The sequence below is a fragment of the Halomonas sp. AOP5-B2-8 genome, assembly GCF_052376475.1.
In the GTDB taxonomy this organism is placed as follows: domain Bacteria; phylum Pseudomonadota; class Gammaproteobacteria; order Pseudomonadales; family Halomonadaceae; genus Vreelandella; species Vreelandella casei.
The window spans coordinates 537,215-555,367 of sequence record NZ_JBQSVS010000002.1 but is presented as its reverse complement, the minus strand read 5'-3'; the positions used below and the strand labels follow the sequence as shown (position 1 = coordinate 555,367).

15 protein-coding genes are annotated in these 18,153 nt (G+C 53.4%); 9 read left to right on the top strand and 6 right to left on the bottom strand.

The genetic code is table 11. The features are described from left to right. The first annotated feature begins 14 nt into the window (after positions 1–14). Both ACT3RP_RS07180 and ACT3RP_RS07175 read left to right on the top strand, forming a co-directional pair. Positions 15–2,063: a hypothetical protein gene (locus tag ACT3RP_RS07180; RefSeq protein WP_096279090.1), complete on the top strand. Its 2,049-nt coding sequence runs from the start codon at positions 15–17 to the stop codon at positions 2,061–2,063. A 41-nt stretch (positions 2,064–2,104) separates the two neighbouring features. Next, entirely contained in the window at positions 2,105–2,863 is a 759-nt protein-coding gene (locus tag ACT3RP_RS07175) for a TlyA family RNA methyltransferase (RefSeq protein WP_096279088.1), read from the top strand. Here the strand turns inward: ACT3RP_RS07175 and mscK are convergent. Then, the gene (mscK, locus tag ACT3RP_RS07170; protein WP_483393537.1) at positions 2,860–6,222 is read right to left on the bottom strand and encodes a mechanosensitive channel MscK; all 3,363 of its coding nucleotides are present in this window, start codon (positions 6,220–6,222) and stop codon (positions 2,860–2,862) included. The two genes, ACT3RP_RS07175 and mscK, sit on opposite strands and share 4 nt — an antisense overlap. A 164-nt stretch (positions 6,223–6,386) precedes the next feature. Here mscK and ACT3RP_RS07165 point away from each other — a divergent pair, with 164 nt between their 5' ends. The 4 genes from ACT3RP_RS07165 to ACT3RP_RS07150 all read left to right on the top strand — a co-directional run bounded on the left by ACT3RP_RS07165 (position 6,387) and on the right by ACT3RP_RS07150 (position 8,529). After that, positions 6,387–7,430 carry a phospholipase A gene (locus tag ACT3RP_RS07165; RefSeq protein ID WP_441684237.1) on the top strand — a complete coding sequence of 348 codons (1,044 nt, stop codon included), beginning with the start codon at positions 6,387–6,389 and terminating at the stop codon, positions 7,428–7,430. A 79-nt stretch (positions 7,431–7,509) separates the two neighbouring features. After that, the gene (locus ACT3RP_RS07160) at positions 7,510–7,842 is read left to right on the top strand and encodes an ElaB/YgaM/YqjD family protein (protein ID WP_096279081.1); all 333 of its coding nucleotides are present in this window, start codon (positions 7,510–7,512) and stop codon (positions 7,840–7,842) included. Further along, complete coding sequence (locus ACT3RP_RS07155) at positions 7,842–8,243, top strand: phage holin family protein (RefSeq protein WP_483393536.1); 402 nt, start codon at positions 7,842–7,844, stop codon at positions 8,241–8,243. The genes ACT3RP_RS07160 and ACT3RP_RS07155 overlap by 1 nt, the downstream gene beginning before the upstream one ends. Next, positions 8,221–8,529, top strand: a complete 309-nt coding sequence (locus tag ACT3RP_RS07150) for a YqjK family protein (protein ID WP_483393535.1) — start codon at positions 8,221–8,223, stop codon at positions 8,527–8,529. Before ACT3RP_RS07155 ends, ACT3RP_RS07150 begins: the two co-directional genes overlap by 23 nt. 123 nt (positions 8,530–8,652) lie before the next feature. Here the strand turns inward: ACT3RP_RS07150 and ACT3RP_RS07145 are convergent, their stop codons facing one another. Continuing rightward, complete coding sequence (locus ACT3RP_RS07145) at positions 8,653–9,837, bottom strand: BaiN/RdsA family NAD(P)/FAD-dependent oxidoreductase (protein ID WP_483393534.1); 1,185 nt, start codon at positions 9,835–9,837, stop codon at positions 8,653–8,655. A gap of 93 nt (positions 9,838–9,930) precedes the next feature. Here ACT3RP_RS07145 and ACT3RP_RS07140 point away from each other — a divergent pair, with 93 nt between their 5' ends. Together ACT3RP_RS07140 and ACT3RP_RS07135 are read left to right on the top strand one after the other, a co-directional pair. Further along, complete coding sequence (locus tag ACT3RP_RS07140; protein ID WP_483393533.1) at positions 9,931–11,013, top strand: efflux RND transporter periplasmic adaptor subunit; 1,083 nt, start codon at positions 9,931–9,933, stop codon at positions 11,011–11,013. Further along, positions 11,013–14,165: an efflux RND transporter permease subunit gene (locus ACT3RP_RS07135; RefSeq protein ID WP_483393532.1), complete on the top strand. Its 3,153-nt coding sequence runs from the start codon at positions 11,013–11,015 to the stop codon at positions 14,163–14,165. The genes ACT3RP_RS07140 and ACT3RP_RS07135 overlap by 1 nt, the downstream gene beginning before the upstream one ends. A 133-nt stretch (positions 14,166–14,298) precedes the next feature. Here the strand turns inward: ACT3RP_RS07135 and ACT3RP_RS07130 are convergent, their stop codons facing one another. Next, complete coding sequence (locus ACT3RP_RS07130; RefSeq protein WP_096279069.1) at positions 14,299–14,727, bottom strand: DUF3617 domain-containing protein; 429 nt, start codon at positions 14,725–14,727, stop codon at positions 14,299–14,301. A gap of 129 nt (positions 14,728–14,856) precedes the next feature. On the opposite strand from ACT3RP_RS07130, the gene ACT3RP_RS07125 reads away from it, so the two are divergent. After that, positions 14,857–15,066, top strand: coding sequence for a zinc ribbon domain-containing protein (locus ACT3RP_RS07125; protein WP_096279067.1), 210 nt, complete (start codon positions 14,857–14,859; stop codon positions 15,064–15,066). Positions 15,067–15,072: 6 nt separating this feature from the next. Here the strand turns inward: ACT3RP_RS07125 and ACT3RP_RS07120 are convergent, their stop codons facing one another. From ACT3RP_RS07120 to ACT3RP_RS07110, 3 genes are read right to left on the bottom strand one after another with little or no spacing between them, the layout of a single operon-like run. After that, complete coding sequence (locus tag ACT3RP_RS07120) at positions 15,073–15,912, bottom strand: ABC transporter permease subunit (protein WP_096279065.1); 840 nt, start codon at positions 15,910–15,912, stop codon at positions 15,073–15,075. 42 nt (positions 15,913–15,954) lie between these two features. Further along, a complete protein-coding gene (locus tag ACT3RP_RS07115; RefSeq protein ID WP_096279063.1) occupies positions 15,955–16,863 on the bottom strand; it encodes an ABC transporter permease subunit in 909 nt (302 codons plus the stop codon). A gap of 36 nt (positions 16,864–16,899) precedes the next feature. Further along, positions 16,900–18,081, bottom strand: coding sequence for an ABC transporter ATP-binding protein (locus tag ACT3RP_RS07110; RefSeq protein ID WP_096279061.1), 1,182 nt, complete (start codon positions 18,079–18,081; stop codon positions 16,900–16,902). Positions 18,082–18,153: the final 72 nt, after the last annotated feature.

Below are 18,153 nucleotides of genomic sequence, written 5' to 3'. Positions count from 1 at the left end.
GATAAGGAGTCACCGTGAAGACAGATCAACTCGCGTCTTCTCAGGAAGATAGTAAGCTCAGTGCACTATTGAGCAAATTTGATGATGCTGTGCGCCTGCTTACGCAGGCGCCCGCGTTCTCAAAGCCCGCTAAGCTGCCGCGCGTACTCGACACTGCGCGGCGCGTGCTACTACAGGATGGCGGTTGTGATGCGCTAGAATCTCGCGCGAAAGCGTATGAGGATGCTGGCATATTCTTAGGCTCGGATTGGGAAACACCTCAATATTTAGTGCCTACGCTGACAACCTTCGCGCTAAAAAGCGCGGATGCCAATGTCCTCGTGATTGAGGCATTAAGCGAGCTCAGGCTCCTCGCTGTGGCCAAGGGCGATGTCGAACATTCGCTCATTTCCAAAGAGAATGCCCACCATTATCTGACGCAAGTCATGGCCATCAATCTGTGGCTGCTTTTTTTGGCACCGAGCGAAGCGGAGCGCGAAACCCAAGGCCGGCTGGCCACTATTCCCCGCCAGCTTTTCCAGCATTTAGCCGACAGAATTGGCTACGAACACATCATTGATCAACTGATTGAAGAGATTTGGCGCATTTTGAAGCAGCGTCCGATCCAAGTTGATTCGATCAAACAGATGATTACCCAGATTGCACTGTGCCAGGCTAATCCTGCGATTGATCTTGGCATTAGCGGCCAAGGCGCCGATCGGCTGGTCAGTTCTCTCTATGGCACCACCCAAACCTGTCGCGAAGATCCCGGTGTCGACGTTTATCGCGAACGACTTGAACACATGGATCAAGCCGCTTTACAGGCTGAATCCACCGGCTTTGCCCGAGCGATGCATGATACCGGGCTAGTATCGCCTTACCATACCGTGCTGCTCAGACATTTGCTGGAAGAAGGCGACCACTTGCTTTCTGAAGCACTGGGCCTTTCATCTACCGGCCGCGACTGCCTGTTGTGTTACCGCGAACTGGTCCAGGCGCTGATTCGTGGCGGCGTTTATCCTGCTACGGCGCAGGCGGTCTATGGGCTTGCGTTAATGTTGGAGCGAGGCATTCTTTACCAGCCGCCGGTCGCGCCAGCAATGTGGCGCCAGCTGAACTTGCCGCTATCTGAGTGGGCGCAGTCTCGGCTTAACATCGCTTACGGCGACAGCGTTTCTCCTCGAGCGCGTCTCATTGAAGGCGTGCTGTGCATGCTGGGATTGCCGCTGGGGGTTGGCCAGGGTAATAACCCCACCTGCCAATCTGCCCGCGCACTTTCGATGTGGGCCTATAACGACCCCGACTATTTGCTACAGATGGTGGCGTGGGCAGCACGCGATGACGAAATCATTATGCATTTTGAGGGGCAGGCCATCTCATCAATGGAAAGCCTGTCTGGCGTTGCCACTGAGCTACCGATGGATCTCGATCCGGTGTCGCTGATTGTGGTGCCCCACCTGGATCGTATCTATGCAGAAATGGGTCGTCGTTGCATTGGCCGAGAAGGCGACCCTCACCGCTGGGTAAACCCTGAGTTCCACGGCTGGTGGTCGGGGCGTGGTTTTCGTATTAATGTCGATGTAGCGACGGGCCAGCTAATCGATGTGGATGATTTCGTGCGCCATTTCTACGCCTGCTATCATCCTTATTACAATGGCAATCAGCCGCTGATTCATCCGCAGCCTGCGGGTATTGCCATTACCGATAGCGCAGCGCGCTTCATCGGCTGGCATGCGATTACTATATTGCGTGCGTCTCTCGATCCTTCAGACGTCATGCGGATTTATTTCTATAACCCCAACAATGACAGTGGGCAGGACTGGGGTAACGGCGTTCTCGTCAGTACGTCTGGCAACGGTGAGCGCTTTGGCGAAGCATCGCTACCTTTTGAGCGCTTCGTCTCGCGGCTGTATATTTATCACTATGATCCTCTAGAGCGTGGTGAAATAGTCTCTGTGACGAGCGAGGAGCTTGAAAGCGTCAAACACTACCTACACCGTAGCTGGGGCGCTGCGCGCTTGCCGCCTACCGAACTCCAGGCAGATGCTGGACCAAATGCATCTTTAGCCCCCAATGCACCCTAGGCATGGGATAACCGAGCTGCTTAACGACACCCCATATACTCATGATACGACTTGATCAACTGTTGGTCAGCCTAGGGCTGGCCAACTCACGTACGCGCGCCCAACGACTGATTCGCCATGGCCGGGTCAGCCTAGCTAACAGTGGCAGAGTACTCACTAAAGTGTCTGAAAAATGGCCCGACACTACTCGCTTTATCGTTGAAGATGACCCCGAGGAGCGCTACGTATCCCGCGCAGGCTTGAAACTGGAAGGAGTGCTTACAGCGCTTGGCCTTCGCTTTGACGGCTGCGTTGTTTTGGATATTGGCCAGTCAACCGGTGGCTTTACTGACTGTGCGCTACGGTTCGGTGCTCGCCATGTCATTGGCGTGGAGGTCGGCCATGGCCAGCTTGCAGAACAGCTGCGTACTGATCCACGCGTTACCTGTCTGGAAGGCCTCAACGCACGGCACATGAGCAGCGCAACGCCGCTCATTCACGTTCTTGCGGACCAGCCAATACACGTTGCCATAATGGATGTTTCGTTCATATCCCAAACGCTAATTTTGCCCGAGGTTGCCGCGCTATTACCGCCTGACGGGCAGTTAATCTCACTGGTTAAGCCGCAGTTTGAGTTAAGCCCCGGCGCGTTGGACAAACGCGGCGTAGTGCGCGATGCGACACTTTTTGCCGATGTAGAGGCTAGCATTCGAAGCGCTTGTCACGACTGCGGGCTCACCATACGCCACTGGCAGGAGAGCCCTATCACCGGCAGCGACGGCAATCGCGAGTTTCTTTTACATGCAGCGACAGAAGCTTAGCTTGGATCAGGGCGTAGCACGTTTGAGGACGGCCGCGCTGCAGACTGTACCTTAACCGCATCGCCCTGATCTCGGTGTAACCATACATCCATCTGCTCAAACGCTACGCGAACATTCTCTTCACGGAATAGCTCATCTACCCGGCAGTTGACTTCATCGGCGGCAAACAGGCGGTCGACCAAGTCATTAACAAAAATACGCAGCTCAAAATTAAGGCTGTGCTGCCCGTAGTTTAAGCAAAAAACCTGCGGCTCCGGGTCGGTTAACACTCGGTGGTTTTCATCGGCAGCCTGGCGCAGTAGTTGGTGCACCTTGGGCATATCCGAGCCGTGAGCCACGCCATAGGTGAGCACCACGCGCGTCACGTTATCCGACAACGACCAGTTAATCAGCTGGTCGGTTACAAATGTCTTATTGGGAATAATGATCTCTTTACGATCAAAATCGGTAACCGTGGTCGCACGGATACGAATACGGCTGACAGTCCCATGTAGATTACCTATCGTGATGGTGTCGCCTATCCGTATTGGGCGCTCAAACAAAATGATAAGCCCAGAGATAAAGTTGGCGAAAATCTCCTGCAGTCCAAAGCCTAACCCCACACTCAATGCTGCCACGAGCCACTGCAGTTTATCCCAAGACACGCCGAGCGTGGCCAGCCCCATCACCACCCCAGTGCCCACAATGGTATAAGAGAGCAGCGAGCTAATTGCATAGGCGCTGCCCTGTTTCAACGACAGCCTGGATAGCACCATCACTTCCAGCAGACCGGGCAGGTTACGCGCCATAATAAAGGTAATAGCGACGACCAGCAGCGCAGTAAAGACGTCGGAGATTGACAGTACGCTGTCGACTAAATCACCCTCTTGAGACTCCCAAAGCGACACATGGTCTAAATAGCCAAGCACTGACAATAAGTCTGCCCACACTAAATAGAGCAGCGCGCTGAAGCCAATCAGTACAATCAACTTAGAAAGCCGTAAGGATTGGCTGTTAATTTGCTCCATATCGAGCGGCGGCTCTTCGACTACCTCCAGCCCGCCTTCCGCACCCTCCTGCACCTGAGCACGACGGCGAGCCAGCGCACGGCGATAAGCGAGGCGTCGAGCAGCTACGGCCAAGCTTCTCACCAGCGTCGCTTCCACCACCACCCACAACCCCAGCAGATAAAGCGTAATGGCAAACCTGCCCACTAAGCGCAGCGCGGTATATTCGTACCCCAACACCACAAGGCCAAGCAGCATCAGCGGAACCGCTGCCATCGCAAGCCCCAGCAATAAGCGAAACAGCCGCACACCAAATACAGGGATATGCGCCAGTATTAACTGCGCTAGCCACCAGCTCATGGCTAATAAGCCAAACGACAATAGCGCAAAAGCGACGGGGCGCAGTGCTAACGGCGTTTCCATTTCATCCGACATCGTCGCAATCGCAATGACCGGCACCAGGGCAACGCCGAATCCTCCCAGAAGTTGACGCAACCGTGCGGTATATTGCGGCGACCAGGTAAAGTGGCGCTCTGCGACTCCATCCGCGACCAGCAGCCTGCGCACCCATGCCACCACGCCCCAACTTAAGGCCAACTGAAGCAACCCTGGCGCAACGCTAGTGGCTAAAGGCCCAGCCACTTCAAGCAGCCCAATGCCAATGCCGGCTAGCGCGAGCGGGCCCGGAAGAGCCAGCAGTGCATTAAACAGCACTGCTTTGGGAGTATGTAGCTGAGTGTCGCTTTTCAGCCGACCAATTTGCGAATGTATGTCGGCCAGGCGCGTTTTGATTTTGCGCCGCAAGCCCATTAGTACGATGCCAAGTAAGAAAATCGGCGCTCCCTTTAATACTTCCCAAGAAAGTCCCTGCCAGCGGGTAGGCAAAATAGCGCGCCACTCTCCTTCACTCCACTCTAACAACAAATTGTGAGGCAATTGCCGCAGCCAGCCAAAGTCCAGCGGGCGGCTATTGGCGACCCAGAAAAGCTGCTCATCAATCGTTTCGCGCAGCTCGCTGGTGGTAATAAGCAACTGCTGCTGATTCAGTTGAAGCTCAATCGCCGCGCTTAACAGGCTTCCATAGGATTGCTCTAACTGTTCAACCAGTTCACGGCGCGACTGATACAGTCGAGAAAGTGAGTCTACCAGCCCCGGGGTTGCCTCTATGCCCGCCTCTTCTAAGCGCGTCTCGGCAAACTGTGCGCTCTGACGAAGCTGGTCTCGCTGACGTACCAAATCAAACTGCTTTAAACGCAGGTCCGCTATTTCATCCTGCAAGTCTCTCCGCACTGATAGCGGCGGTAGCGACTGGCGCTGTTCGCGCAGAATACGCGACAGCAGCTGACTACCGCGTATCGCATCAATCTGCTCATTGAGGCTGCGCTGCAGCTGTCGCACATGCTCTAGCTGGCGCTGGGCTTCTATGTTTTCGCGCACAATGCTGTTAGCACGATCCGTTGCGCGCAATAACTCTTGGCTTAAAGTTTGATTGGTTTGCTGTACTTGCAGCACCACTGGATGCCCGGCGGCAATTAACGGGTCATCTCGCGCGGCGTCAGCGATGGCCTGCTCAGAGGCCAGGCGTCGCTGCTGATCTATCACACCTTGCAGCATGCCCAACTGCTGTTCTTGGTAATCGATCTGCAGCATCAGTACATCGCGGCGCTGTTGAGCTAGCTCACGTAGCCGGCTATTAGCGCTTAGCTCTCGCTGATTAAAACTCACTTCACGATCGGCCAGTATTCGCTCAAGGCGCAGCTGAATCAGGGCCGCATCATTCAGTGCGGAAAGCTGTCGATCTGCTAACAAAGCCTCGCGCTCATCGTGCTGTCGGCGTAAACTCTCGGCGCGCTGAAGCGTTTCAGCAATATTTTGCTGAGCGCGCTCTGGGAGCGTCTGGGCAGCAAGTAGCTGTGAGTTCACTTCGGCTAACTGGCTTTGCAGTTGCTGAAGCTTGACCACTGCCTGCGTTTGCATTGTTTCTAGCTCATCTAGCGGCCGATCGCTTAAATTAGCCACTGAAAGCTGCTGCGAAGCTTCTTGAGCATCGCTTAAATCACGCTGTAAACTTGCCAGCAGCTCTGGGGCCTGCTCAACACGGGAGTCTAAGGCATTCAATCGCTCATCGACGGACACCAGCCTTTCGTACGCATCTAGTGCCGCCTCTAAGGCTTTTTTATCGCTGGCCTGCTGGTTCGTTAACGCTCCTTCATTTGATTCTAATTGAGCGAGCCTTGATGCCAATTCAGCTTGTTCGGGCACGCCATCCAGCGCATCGGCCTGAAGCGAGGCATAAGCTTGAGAAATAGCAGTGCTGCTGATGGCCAGCAGAAACAAACACGTTACTAACCATTTACCGGCGTATCTAACCACGTTACTTATGCCTCGTTGACATCGAAAGCTCCGCAAACACGGATAATTGCCCCATTGTCAGACGTTCTGATAGCTAGCGCAATCAGAGGTATTGACTTCACGATGTAGCGTGATAGAAACAACCTTGGCATTTGCCTCTTTTAATCATTTTGCGAGCCACCTTGATGGTCATCCGAAAACGGTCGTTGCGAAAACTTATTACGCTGCTCAGCCTCGCCACTGCTGTGAGCGCCGCGAGTGCAAATGCCTTTGCTGACTCACAGGCAGAAATTGAGGCGCGTATTAATGCCCTCAATACCGAGCTTTATGAGCTTCGTCAGCAGCTTCAGCAAGTAACAAGCCCCGAAGACGCAGCGCTTGGCTTACCGGTGGAGCCGCTGCCGCAGGAAGTGGCGCTGGAAGACTTAAGCGAGCGCCGGCTGCTTGAACAGGAATCGAGCCAAAACCCATTTTCGATCACAACGCACCGTACGAATTATCTGTTCCCGGTCAGCTATAACGCCAACCAGAACCGCGAAAATTTTCGCAATATTACTGAAGATGCTTCAGTGGATAGCGTGGAATTGAAATTCCAATTCAGCGCCAAGGTTAATCTCGCCGAGCAGGTATTTGGTAATTATGGTGATGTCTTTTTTGGCTACACTCAGCGCAGCTGGTGGCAGGCCTACAACACAGATGCCTCATCGCCCTTTCGGGAAACTAACTATGAGCCTGAAATATTCATCGACTTTAATAATGCCTGGAGTGCACTTGGTTGGGTGAATACCCTCAACCGCGTATCGTTTAACCATCAGTCTAATGGCCGCTCAGACCCGCTGTCCCGTAGCTGGAACCGGGTCTATCTGGAAAGCACCTTTCAGCGCGGTGACTGGGCCTTCACCGTGGCGCCGCACTGGCGGGTACCGGAGTCGCAAGAAGATGACGACAACCCAGACATCGAACGTTTTATGGGTTACGGCGACATCCGCCTAGCGAAACGTCTTAATAATAACCATGAAATGAGCGGCCTGCTGCGCGGCAATCCAAGCGCAGGCAACTATGGCACCCAAATTGATTATAGCTGGCCAGCGTTTAATACGCTGAGGGCGCATGTGCAGTATTACTACGGCTATGGTGAAAGCCTGATAGATTATGACAATCGCGTTCATCGCCTGAGTATTGGTTTTAGCTTAAATCCATTATTTAGTGCGACAGGGCTGAACCGATAGCAGCATTTACTTGTCTCTTACGATGTGGCTGCTATGCTTACAGCAGCCTTAATCATTCACTCGTCAAAGGAAAGACACCATGGCTAAACGTCAACTCCCCTTCTCTTCTCAGTCAGATCAACTTAAAGACGACCTGCGTCATTTGAGTGAAACGGTTGAAGAACTTATGAACGCGACGGCAAAGGACGCTAGCGGTGAGATGAACGACCTTCGCTCGCGTGCCGAGCGCCGCCTTAAAGATACTCGCGCTCGTTTGGAAGAACGCGGTGAGCGTATCTATGATGAAGCGCGTGATTCACTGAACCACCAAGCTGATGCTTGCGACCGTTACGTCCATGACAATCCTTGGACAAGCATTGGTATTGGCGCAGCGGCAGGCCTAGTTGTGGGTATGCTGCTCGGTCGTCGCTAATGGCCTTGGGTCCTACCCAACGCGTCTTCTCTGCCGCCAAACGCTTGCTGAACTCGCTGATTGCTAATAGCGAAACCCGCCTGCGTTTGGCGGTACTTGAATTAGAAGAAGAGCGTGCTCGCCTAGCAGTTCTGCTTCTTTTGGCAGGGGCAAGTTTGGTTCTGCTGTTATTAGGCATTGCCACCCTGACCGCACTGGTAGTCGTGCTATTTTGGGATACCTACCGCTTAACGGCTATTGCCGTTAGTGCCGCCGTTTTGATAGGCGCCAGCGTGCTATTTGCTGTTATTGCGATTCGCCAATCGAAGCGCCACTCGCTCTTGAAAGAAACGCTTAAACAGCTTACGGCTGATAGAGCATTGCTTGAGGAGCATGAGGATGAAACCCGCAAAAACAGCTAAGCCGTTAGTTCAGCCTTTAAGCCGCTCTCAGCGCAAGGCACAGCTACTTGCTGAGCTGGAACAACAGCGTGTGGACATCTTGATAGAAAGTGCATTTTTACAGCAGGCAACGTCACCGCTAGATAAAAGCTGGAAAAGCTTCAAACTTCCGCTTTATTTCATTGGTGGCGTTGCTGCGCTGAAGCTGGTACGCCACCCAGGGGGCGCCATGGCAGCAGGCAGGAAAGCGCTTGCGGGCTATATGCTCTTCAAAAAACTTAAACTATTAGCCAAAGTGGCGACTTAAAACGATAGCGAGCAGTTGATCGGCGTGAACCGCTGCCAATGCCTCGTGAATTGAATGAAAAACGAGGCCTTGGCACCGATTTTTACCATGCCATGGCTTTGGCGCAGTTAGTCTAGTCAGGTCCTAGCAAGATTGCCCACAGGCTACCCCACTGGCCCACGCCCACTGAAAGTTGTACCCCCCCAGTTCGCCCGTTACATCCAAAACTTCACCGATAAAACGCAGTTGAGGCAAGTCCTTAACTTCAAAGGTCTTTGACGACAGCTGATCGGTATTAATCCCCCCCATTGTCACCTCTGCAGTGCGCCACCCTTCGGTGCCAGATGGCTTTAGTTGCCAGGCATTTAACCTTTGCGCCCAGGTATCCAAGGCCTGATTAGAATAGTGAGCCAAGGGCCGTGCAGCATCATCCTCGGGATACCACTCTAATAGTGCTTGGGCCAAGCGCTTAGGAAAGCGTTCGCCCAGCCATGTGGAAAGCTGACGTTTGGGCATATGCTGACGAGCATCACGCAGGGCACTAGCCGCATTTTCACTCGGGAGTAAATTAATACTGATGCCTTGCCCCGGCTGCCAAATACTGGATATCTGTAGTATGCCGGGGCCGGATAAGCCGCGGTGGGTAAATAACATGGGTTCTACAAAACAGCGATCACCGGCACTTACTGCCACCGATGCACTGACGCCTGAGAGCTGAGCCGCGCGGTCTTTCCATGTATCGCTGAGCGTAAAAGGCACTAGCCCAGGCCGCGTCGCTAAAACCTCTAAACCAAACTGGCGAGCTAAGTCATAGCCAAAGCCTGTCGCGCCCATGGTTGGAATCGAAAGCCCTCCGGTTGCCACCACTACCACGCCAGCATCAATCGCTCCCGCCGACGTGCTAAGCCGCATAGCGTCGCCTTTTCGCTCTACGGCGCTGATTTGAGTACTCAGCTGGATATCAACCCCTGCCCATTCGCACTCGGTTATCAGCGTGCGCACTATTTCTTTAGCCGAGACTGCGCAAAATAATTGGCCTGGTGTTTTCTCGACGTACTCCACTCCGTGTCGTTCTATCAACTCAACAAAGTGCTCAGGACGGTAACGTTGAAGCGCCGAAATGCAAAAGTATGGATTTAACGAGTAAAAGTGCTGTGGCGTAGTGCCAAGATTGGTAAAGTTGCAACGGCCGCCGCCGGACATCAAAATCTTTTTGCCCGCTTTATTCGCATGATCTAGTACTAAGGTACGTTTGCCGGCATAGCCCGCTTGAGCAGCACACATCAATCCAGCCGCTCCAGCACCGATAACGACAACGTCATAAATCATAAGAAACTGCTCATAAAAGGGCCACTTACTCTGTACAAACAAACATTCTAACAGGGTCAGGCCTTAAAATTATCGACTAACACTGAGATAACTATGCATTTTCCCTTTCGCCGACGGCTATTTTCGCGACTCATCCTAGTTACTCTCACTCTGTTGCTATCCAGTCTAACGTTTGCTCAATTACCGCCCTCAGTCATCGGCACGCGTGCGGTTATGACCACATGGTCTGATCCTTTAGAGGCGCTAGGAACGCTCAGTGCGGAGGAAAGCGTCGTGCTATCCACCACGGTGACTGAGATAGTGGCCCAGATCAATTTTGAAGACGGTGAGCAGGTTGAAGAGGGGCAGCTACTCATCCGCTTAGATGATACAGAAGAACAGGCTCAACTAAGATCCTCTCAGGCGTTGCGCGATGAAAGACGTAATGCCTCGAACCGCGCCTCTCAATTACAAGAACGTAACCTAGCAGCCAGAGCCGACGTTGAAGATAGCCAATCGCGGCTGCGCCAAGCAGAAGCCGATATTCAAGCCATAGAAGCCCGGCTGGCAAATTACCGGCTGCGCGCGCCCTTCAGCGGCCGCGTTGGATTTCGCAATATCAGCATCGGCGCGCTGGTAACACCAGGAATGGATTTGGTGACGCTCGATAAACTGGATGTAATGAAGCTCGACTTCAGTGTCCCAGAAGTGTTTCTTGGCCGAATCTCACCAGGCCTAATGCTACATACCGCTACCGCCACGTACCCTGACGACATCTTTAATGGTCAAATCGCCACTATTGGCACGCGCGTGGACCCGGTTACGCGTAGCGTTAATGTGCGCGCAGTACTCGACAATACCGATGGCCGGCTACGGCCGGGGATGTTAATGCAAGTCATTGTTCAGCAGCGGGTTCGCGACGCGGTAGTGATTCCTGAAGCCGCCATTGAGCCCAGCGGTGACCGACACTCAATCATGCTTATCGAGCAAAGCGAAGATAGCACGCGCCTCGCCAAGCGGATTGTTTCGATTGGCGAGAGACGCTATGGCGAAGTTGAAATTTTGGAAGGGTTAGCCGCCGGCGAACTCGTTGTGGTTCACGGACTGCAGTTGGCCCGCGATGGCCAGGAGGCACGTCTGCTTGGTATCGCTGACAACGAAACCAGCATTCGAGCGCTGCTAGAGGCCGACCGTTAATGCGATTATCGGATATTTCTGTTCAGCGCCCGGTACTGGCGATGGTGATCGCGGCACTCATTATTGCCTTTGGCTTAATGGCGCTTAACCGCCTACCGCTACAAGAATATCCGACCATTGATCCACCCGTGGTCACGATTGACACCCGCTACCCTGGCGCGTCCGCAAGCGTCGTTGAAACGCGCATTACCCAGGTGCTTGAAGACCGCATTGCCGGCGTGGAAGGCATTGATCTAATTACCTCACAAAGCGAGGATGGCCGCTCTCGGATTGAAATAGAATTCTCGTTAGACATGGATATCGATGCCGCCGCCAATGATATCCGCGACCGCATTTCCGGGGCGCTGCGCAACCTGCCCGATGACGCTGACAACCCTGAAGTCACCAAAGCCGACAGCAGCGAAGAAATCGTTGTGTGGATGAGCCTTTCTGGCGAAGACTACTCCATTACCGAGCTGACCGACTATGCGAACCGCTTCTTGGTCGATAGCCTTTCTGTGCAGCCAGGCGTGGCACGCGTTCGTGTCGGTGGCGGCAGCGACTACGCCATGCGCGTGTGGGTTAATCGCAATGCGCTGGCCGCGCGTGGATTAACGGTCAGTGATATTGAAGATTCACTACGGGCAGAAAATGTCGAACTGCCGGCGGGCTCGATTGAATCACAGGATCGTCAGTTTATTGTTCGCCTTCCACGCAGCTTTGCAAGTGCCGAAGACTTTCAGCGCCTCGCGCTCAATCAAGGTGACAATGGCTATCTTGTGCGCCTTGCTGACGTTGCCCGCGTTGAAGTTGGCGCCGTTGAAGACCGTACAGTATTCCGCTCCAACGGAGTCCCCATGGTAGGTCTTGGCATGATCATGCAATCGACAGCCAACGTCATTGAGCTATCTGATGCGGTAAAAATAGAGCTTGAACGCCTGCAAGGCACTCTGCCAGAAGGAATGTCGCTGAGTTTAGATTACGATGCTTCGCTGTTCGTCTCCGGTGCCATCGACCAGGTTGTCATGACGCTCTTTATAGCCATGGCCCTAGTTGTGGTCGTGATTTTTCTTTTTTTAGGTAATCTACGCACGACATTGGTGCCCGCCGTCACCGTACCTATTGCGGTTATTGGTGCGTTTACCGCCCTTGCCGCGATGAACTTCTCGATCAATCTACTCACCCTGCTTGCCCTGGTGCTGGCGATTGGCCTGATTGTGGATGATGCCATCGTGGTGCTTGAGAACATCAATCGTCGTATGCACGACTACGGTGAAACGCCCCTCGTCGCGGCCTTTCGCGGCACTCGGCAAATTGCCTTTGCGGTGATTGCCACCACTCTCGTGCTCGTCGCCGTTTTCGTTCCACTCAGCATGTTGCAAGGTGATATCGGGCGACTGTTTTCCGAATTTGCGCTGACCATGGCCGCGGCCGTCGTTATCTCAACGTTATTAGCGCTGACGCTAACGCCAATGATGGCTTCAAAGATTCTTAAGCCCGGCATGCACGATAGCCGTATTGGTAAGTCAGTACAGTGGCTGCTTAACGGCACGCAGCGCCGCTATCAAACATCCTTAGAGTGGATGCTTAGGATGCGCTGGCTGGTCGTGGCTATGTTTATCCTGCTGATTGCCGCCACCGCTTGGCTCGCCACGGCGCTGCCGAATGAATACACGCCACAGGAAGATCGCGGCAACTTCATCGTCTTAGTCAACGGGCCAGAAGGCGCTACCTTCAGCTACATGATGGATTACATGGACGAAATCGAGGCGCGTTTGGCCCCGCTGGTAGCCAGTGGTGAACTGGAGCGCGTGGTAGTTCGTGCCCCACGCGGCTACGGCAATATTGAGAACTTCAATAGCGGCTTTATTATTGTCAACATGGCCGACTGGGGAAGTCGCCGCAGTGCGTGGGAAATTATGGCCGAGGTGCGCCAAACCCTCAGCACGCTGCCGGGCGTACAGGCCTTCCCAGTCATGCGCCAAGGCTTTGGGCAGCGCACTCAAAAACCGGTGCAGTTTGTGCTGGGAGGCGGTACTTACGAACAGCTTGCCCGCTGGCGCGATACGCTGATCAACCACGTGCGTGAAAACAATCCGAACTTAATGGCGCTAGAGAGCAATTACAACGAAACACAGCCTCAGCTGCGTGTGGATATTAATTACCAGCGAGCCGCTGCGCTAGGCGTAACCGTCACTGAAATAGGCCGAACGCTAGAAGTATTGCTGGGTGGGCGCAATGTCACACGCTACGTTGACAATGGTGAAGAGTACGATGTGATCTTAGAGGGTGATCGCAGCAGCCAAAACAGCCCACGCGCGCTGGACAACATTCAGGTGCGCTCGGCACGCTCAGGCGCACTCATCCCGCTGGCCAGCCTTGTCACGCTCTCTGACTTTGCGGGCGCCAGCACGTTGAATCGCTTTGACCGCATTAGATCAATCACCATTGAAGCCAACCTAGCCGACGGATATCCCCTAGGTGAAGCGTTAGCGTACCTGGAAGAAAGCGCTGCTGAGCTGCTGCCAGTCGAGGCGCAAACCAATGTGGCAGGCGCCTCGCGCGACTTCCAACAGGCCAGTGGCGCCACTGCCTTCCTGCTGATACTCGGTGCGCTAGTGGTCTTTTTAGTGCTAGCGGCGCAGTTTGAAAGCCTTATTCACCCGTTTGTAATCATGCTCACGGTGCCATTAGCCATGAGTGGCGCTTTGCTTGCCCTACTGCTAAGCGGGCAGTCGTTGAATATTTACAGCCAGGTGGGGCTAGTGCTATTGATTGGCTTGGCGGCTAAGAACGGTATTTTAATTGTCGAGTTTGCCAACCAGCTGCGCGATGAAGGCCATGCGTTTAGAGCGGCGTTAATTGAAGCTTCCGTGACGCGCCTGAGGCCCATTTTGATGACCGCGGTGACCACAATGGCCGGCGCTATTCCGCTGATAATTTCAACCGGGCCGGGCGCAGAATCGCGTCTTGTTATCGGCACCGTGATCATGGCGGGCGTGGGCTCTGCTACGCTGTTTACACTCTTTGTCGTTCCCGTGGCTTATGACCTGTTGGCACGCTATACAGGCTCGCCAGGGGCAGTCAAACGCCAGCTAGAGGATGAGATCGCCGGCGCATCGAACACCCTGAACTCAACCAGCCAGTTACAAAGCGAGCCGCCGGAGCGTTAACAGGCGCCGAAAAAAGGGCGTCCCTTAACGGAACGCCCTTAATGCTAAGCACTTCAAGACTGAGGCACTTCAAAACTGCTGGCACTTCAAACCTAGTGGTGCTTCAAATCTGATGGCACTTCAAGCCTGGCGGTTATTCACACTCACCGACGTGCTCGCCTTCAATGACCGTATTCATGCTCAGCTCACCCATTGGAGACTGAGTAAGGATATCGACGCTGCCTTCAATGAGTTCGCCCATAAAACGCATTTCGCCGTCGATCGTCGCTTCACCGCCTTCTGCACGGCATACCATGCTATACGTTAGGCCATCCGCGGTCATATTCTCGTCAAGTAACTCACAGCCTTCTTCTTCTTCGATAAAGCCAAACTCTGAGCCTTCAAGCTCTTCTTGAGTAATGCACTGACGCTCGGTTTCCGTTTGATCCGGAATGTCCATTTCGCCACTAATACTGGTGGTGCTCACAAATTCCCACTCACCAGGCTTCACGTTGGGGGTCTCAGCCAACGCGACCATCGGAAAGGCCACCAGGGCCGCTACTGCCATGTTACGTAACATCATCGCTACTCTCACTGCGTTGCTTTAGGAACCTGCGAATATCCTACCTGATTCCATTCGTCGATGCCTCACCTAGCCATCAGACTGCTACACTTAAGCATTTTGATACACCCGCTTAAAAGGTAGTTAACGATGCATGACGACGCCCTGATTAATTATGATTTCCACTGCCCTTACTGCGATTCACCGCTGACCTTCGTCATTGATGTCTCTCAGGGCAGCCACGACACCTGGGAAGATTGTCATCAGTGCTGCTCGCCTATCCAGCTGCAGATTATCGTCTCCCCTATGAATGGCGAACTTGAAAGCGTCGTAGCGGGCCGCGATGACGACGTTATGTAATGATAGCTAAGCCGTATCGCCCTGCTTAACGGCCAGTTTGCGTTTAGTTTCACTGCGCCGCATAAAGAACCACGCTAATAAGGTCGCAAGCGACACTACCAAAATAATCAGCGTCGCCAGCGCGTTAATCTTCGGCGACACGCCTAGACGCACCGATGAAAACACCACCATCGGTAGCGTGTTTGCCCCAGGGCCCGAGACAAAGCTGGCAATTACCAAATCATCGAGCGACAGCGTAAAGGCCAATAGCCAGCCTGCAGCCAGCGCTGGCGAAATAATCGGCAGCGTGATGAAAAAAAACGTTTTCAACGGCGGTGAGCCTAAATCCATGGCGGCTTCTTCAATTGAACGATCCACTTCTCGCAGCCGAGCAGCGACCACTACTGCCACATAGGCACTGCAAAAGGTCGTATGGGCAATCCAGATAGTCGCCATACCCCGATCGGCAGGCCACCCGGTAATCTGCGCCATTTGCACGAACAGCAACAGCAACGACAGGCCGGTAATCACTTCCGGCATGACCAGAGGCGCGGTGACCATACTGGAAAGCGCCGTTTTACCTCTAAAGTGCCCATAGCGCGTCATTACAAAGGCCGCTACGGTGCCCAGGCAAACCGCCATGCTCGCCGCGAAAAAGGCGATTTTCAGGCTTGTCCACACGGCCGATAAAATCTGCTGGTCCCGGAACAGCTCGCCATACCATTTCGTTGAAAAGCCAGACCATACCGTGACTAGCTTGGATTCATTAAATGAATAGACAACCAGCACCACCATCGGCAGATAAAGAAACAGCAGCCCAAGCACTAACATGACCGTCGAAAAATTAATTCGCCGCACAAACCTCATTCTTGATAACTCATTATTCATCACTCATTATTCAAACATCCACTATTCAAGTTCGCGCGACTGATAGCGATGGAACCAGACGATTGGCACCAACAGCAGCAATAACATGACAATGGCTAACGCCGAAGCGACAGGCCAATCACGATTAAGGAAAAACTCCTCCCAAAGCACCTTACCAATCATTAACGTATCGGGGCCGCCAAGCAGCTCAGGAATGACAAACTCCCCTACTGCCGGTATAAACACCAGCATTGAGCCTGCCACAATACCGCCCATCGAAAGCGGCAGGGTCACTTTGATGAAGGTATTCAGCTTACGCGAACCAAGGTCGGCGGCGGCTTCAAGCAGCGAGTTATCCATCCGCGTGAGATGGGCATACAGTGGCAACACCATAAACGGCAGGTAGGCATACACAATGCCGATAGTGACCGCAAACTGGGTATTCATCATGCGCAATGGCGATTCTATGAGCCCAAGTCCCATCAGCAAATTATTAATGAGACCGCTGTTACTTAAAATACCCATCCAGGCATAGACGCGAATCAAAAATGAGGTCCATGACGGTAGCATCACAAGCAGCAATAAAAGCAGTTGCCAGCGTGCTGGCGCCCGCGACATTGCATAGGCCATCGGATAGCCAATCAGCAAGCAGGCGGCAGTGGATATAAAAGCGGTTTTTACTGAGCCCCAATAAGCAGCGATATACAGCGAATCGGAGAGCAGAAAAATATAATTGCCCACATTCAGAAATACATGCAGGGTTTGATCAGCATATTCCAGTAACGGGCCATAAGGTGGAATGGCTACCGCCGCGTCGGAAAGACTGATTTTGAGCACCAGCGCAAAAGGCAGCAAGAAAAACAGTGCCAACCAAACTAGCGGCAACGCAATCACCGCCCGACGCCCCAGCTGCCAGCGTTTGAGCAGCGCTGAAGAACGAGATGGCTTCATTTAAGGCAATTTCCTCGCAGTAAAAAGTGCACCCATCTAACGGTTCAACACAATGATACTGTGGTCTTCCCAGTAGACATACACGCGGTCTTCCCAGGTAGGCCGATCACCACGACGCTCGGTATTAGCCATACTGACCTTAATCATCTGGCCGGAAGGTGTGCGCACGTAATACAGCGAGAACCCACCTAGGTAAGCAATATCGTCAACCCTACCTTCTGCCCAGTTATATTCCGTCGTAGGCTTTTCACGCGTTAACCAAATTTTTTCAGGGCGCAGTGCAACCCACACTCGCCGGTCCATCGCCTGGGTGGTAATACCATGGTCGATATAAATAGGCCGCTCGAGCGCGGGGGCAGTAATTCGGCAATGATCAGCGGCATCTTCGATGATCTCGCCTTCAAAGACATTCACCGTGCCGACGAACTCAGCCACCATGCGGCTAACCGGACTTTCATAAATATCCACCGGAGAGCCCACCTGCTCAATCCAACCATCGGCCATAATCGCTACGCGATCCGCCATGGTCATCGCCTCTTCTTGATCGTGAGTCACCATAATGCAGGTAACGCCTACCTGCTCGATGATCTCGACGACCTCTAGCTGCATCTCAGTGCGCAGCTTTTTATCCAGTGCGCCCATGGGCTCATCTAGCAATAAAATTTTGGGCCGCTTAGCCAGCGAGCGCGCCAACGCCACTCGCTGACGCTGACCGCCCGACAAATGGTGTGGCTTGCGCTTGGCAAAGCGCTCCATATGCACCAGCTTGAGCATTTGCGCTACGCGGACATCAATATCCGCTTTAGAAAGCTTGTCCTGCTTCAAACCAAAAGCGATGTTTTGCGCTACCGTCATATGCGGAAACAGTGCATAAGACTGAAACATCATGTTAATAGGCCGCTTATGCGGCGGCATCGCGGTGATATTGTCACCGTCTAATAAAATGCGGCCTTCGGTAGGTGTCTCAAAACCCGCGAGCATTCGCAGCAGAGTAGATTTACCCGACCCGGAACCACCTAGTAGCGCGAAAATTTCGCCGCGCTTAACCTGCAAGTTGACATCATCCACCGCCAGCGCATCATCAAATCGCTTGCTTAAGCGTTTGACTTCCAGCACGACATCTTCAGCAAACCGTGGGGCCTTGCCCTGGGCGCGTGGTGCAGTCGTGCTGATAGGTGGGGTGGATGAAGCCTCGTTCGACAGGGGCGTAGTGACCATTCGCCACTCCCATCAAAAGCCCGAAAACCCGAGCGTTTAAAGACAAACAGCGAGACAAGCACGATGCTTGTC

What these genes read in the sequence shown, in the direction of transcription:
- ACT3RP_RS07175 (WP_096279088.1), top strand. Translation starts at nt 2,105, where the DNA reads ATGATACGACTTGATCAACTGTTGGTCAGCCTAGGGCTGGCCAACTCA.
- ACT3RP_RS07165 (WP_441684237.1), top strand. Translation starts at nt 6,387, where the DNA reads ATGGTCATCCGAAAACGGTCGTTGCGAAAACTTATTACGCTGCTCAGC.
- ACT3RP_RS07160 (WP_096279081.1), top strand. Translation starts at nt 7,510, where the DNA reads ATGGCTAAACGTCAACTCCCCTTCTCTTCTCAGTCAGATCAACTTAAA.
- ACT3RP_RS07155 (WP_483393536.1), top strand. Translation starts at nt 7,842, where the DNA reads ATGGCCTTGGGTCCTACCCAACGCGTCTTCTCTGCCGCCAAACGCTTG.
- ACT3RP_RS07150 (WP_483393535.1), top strand. Translation starts at nt 8,221, where the DNA reads ATGAAACCCGCAAAAACAGCTAAGCCGTTAGTTCAGCCTTTAAGCCGC.
- ACT3RP_RS07145 (WP_483393534.1), bottom strand. Translation starts at nt 9,837, where the DNA reads ATGATTTATGACGTTGTCGTTATCGGTGCTGGAGCGGCTGGATTGATG.
- ACT3RP_RS07140 (WP_483393533.1), top strand. Translation starts at nt 9,931, where the DNA reads ATGCATTTTCCCTTTCGCCGACGGCTATTTTCGCGACTCATCCTAGTT.
- ACT3RP_RS07135 (WP_483393532.1), top strand. Translation starts at nt 11,013, where the DNA reads ATGCGATTATCGGATATTTCTGTTCAGCGCCCGGTACTGGCGATGGTG.
- ACT3RP_RS07130 (WP_096279069.1), bottom strand. Translation starts at nt 14,727, where the DNA reads ATGATGTTACGTAACATGGCAGTAGCGGCCCTGGTGGCCTTTCCGATG.
- ACT3RP_RS07125 (WP_096279067.1), top strand. Translation starts at nt 14,857, where the DNA reads ATGCATGACGACGCCCTGATTAATTATGATTTCCACTGCCCTTACTGC.
- ACT3RP_RS07120 (WP_096279065.1), bottom strand. Translation starts at nt 15,912, where the DNA reads ATGAGGTTTGTGCGGCGAATTAATTTTTCGACGGTCATGTTAGTGCTT.
- ACT3RP_RS07115 (WP_096279063.1), bottom strand. Translation starts at nt 16,863, where the DNA reads ATGAAGCCATCTCGTTCTTCAGCGCTGCTCAAACGCTGGCAGCTGGGG.
- ACT3RP_RS07110 (WP_096279061.1), bottom strand. Translation starts at nt 18,081, where the DNA reads ATGGTCACTACGCCCCTGTCGAACGAGGCTTCATCCACCCCACCTATC.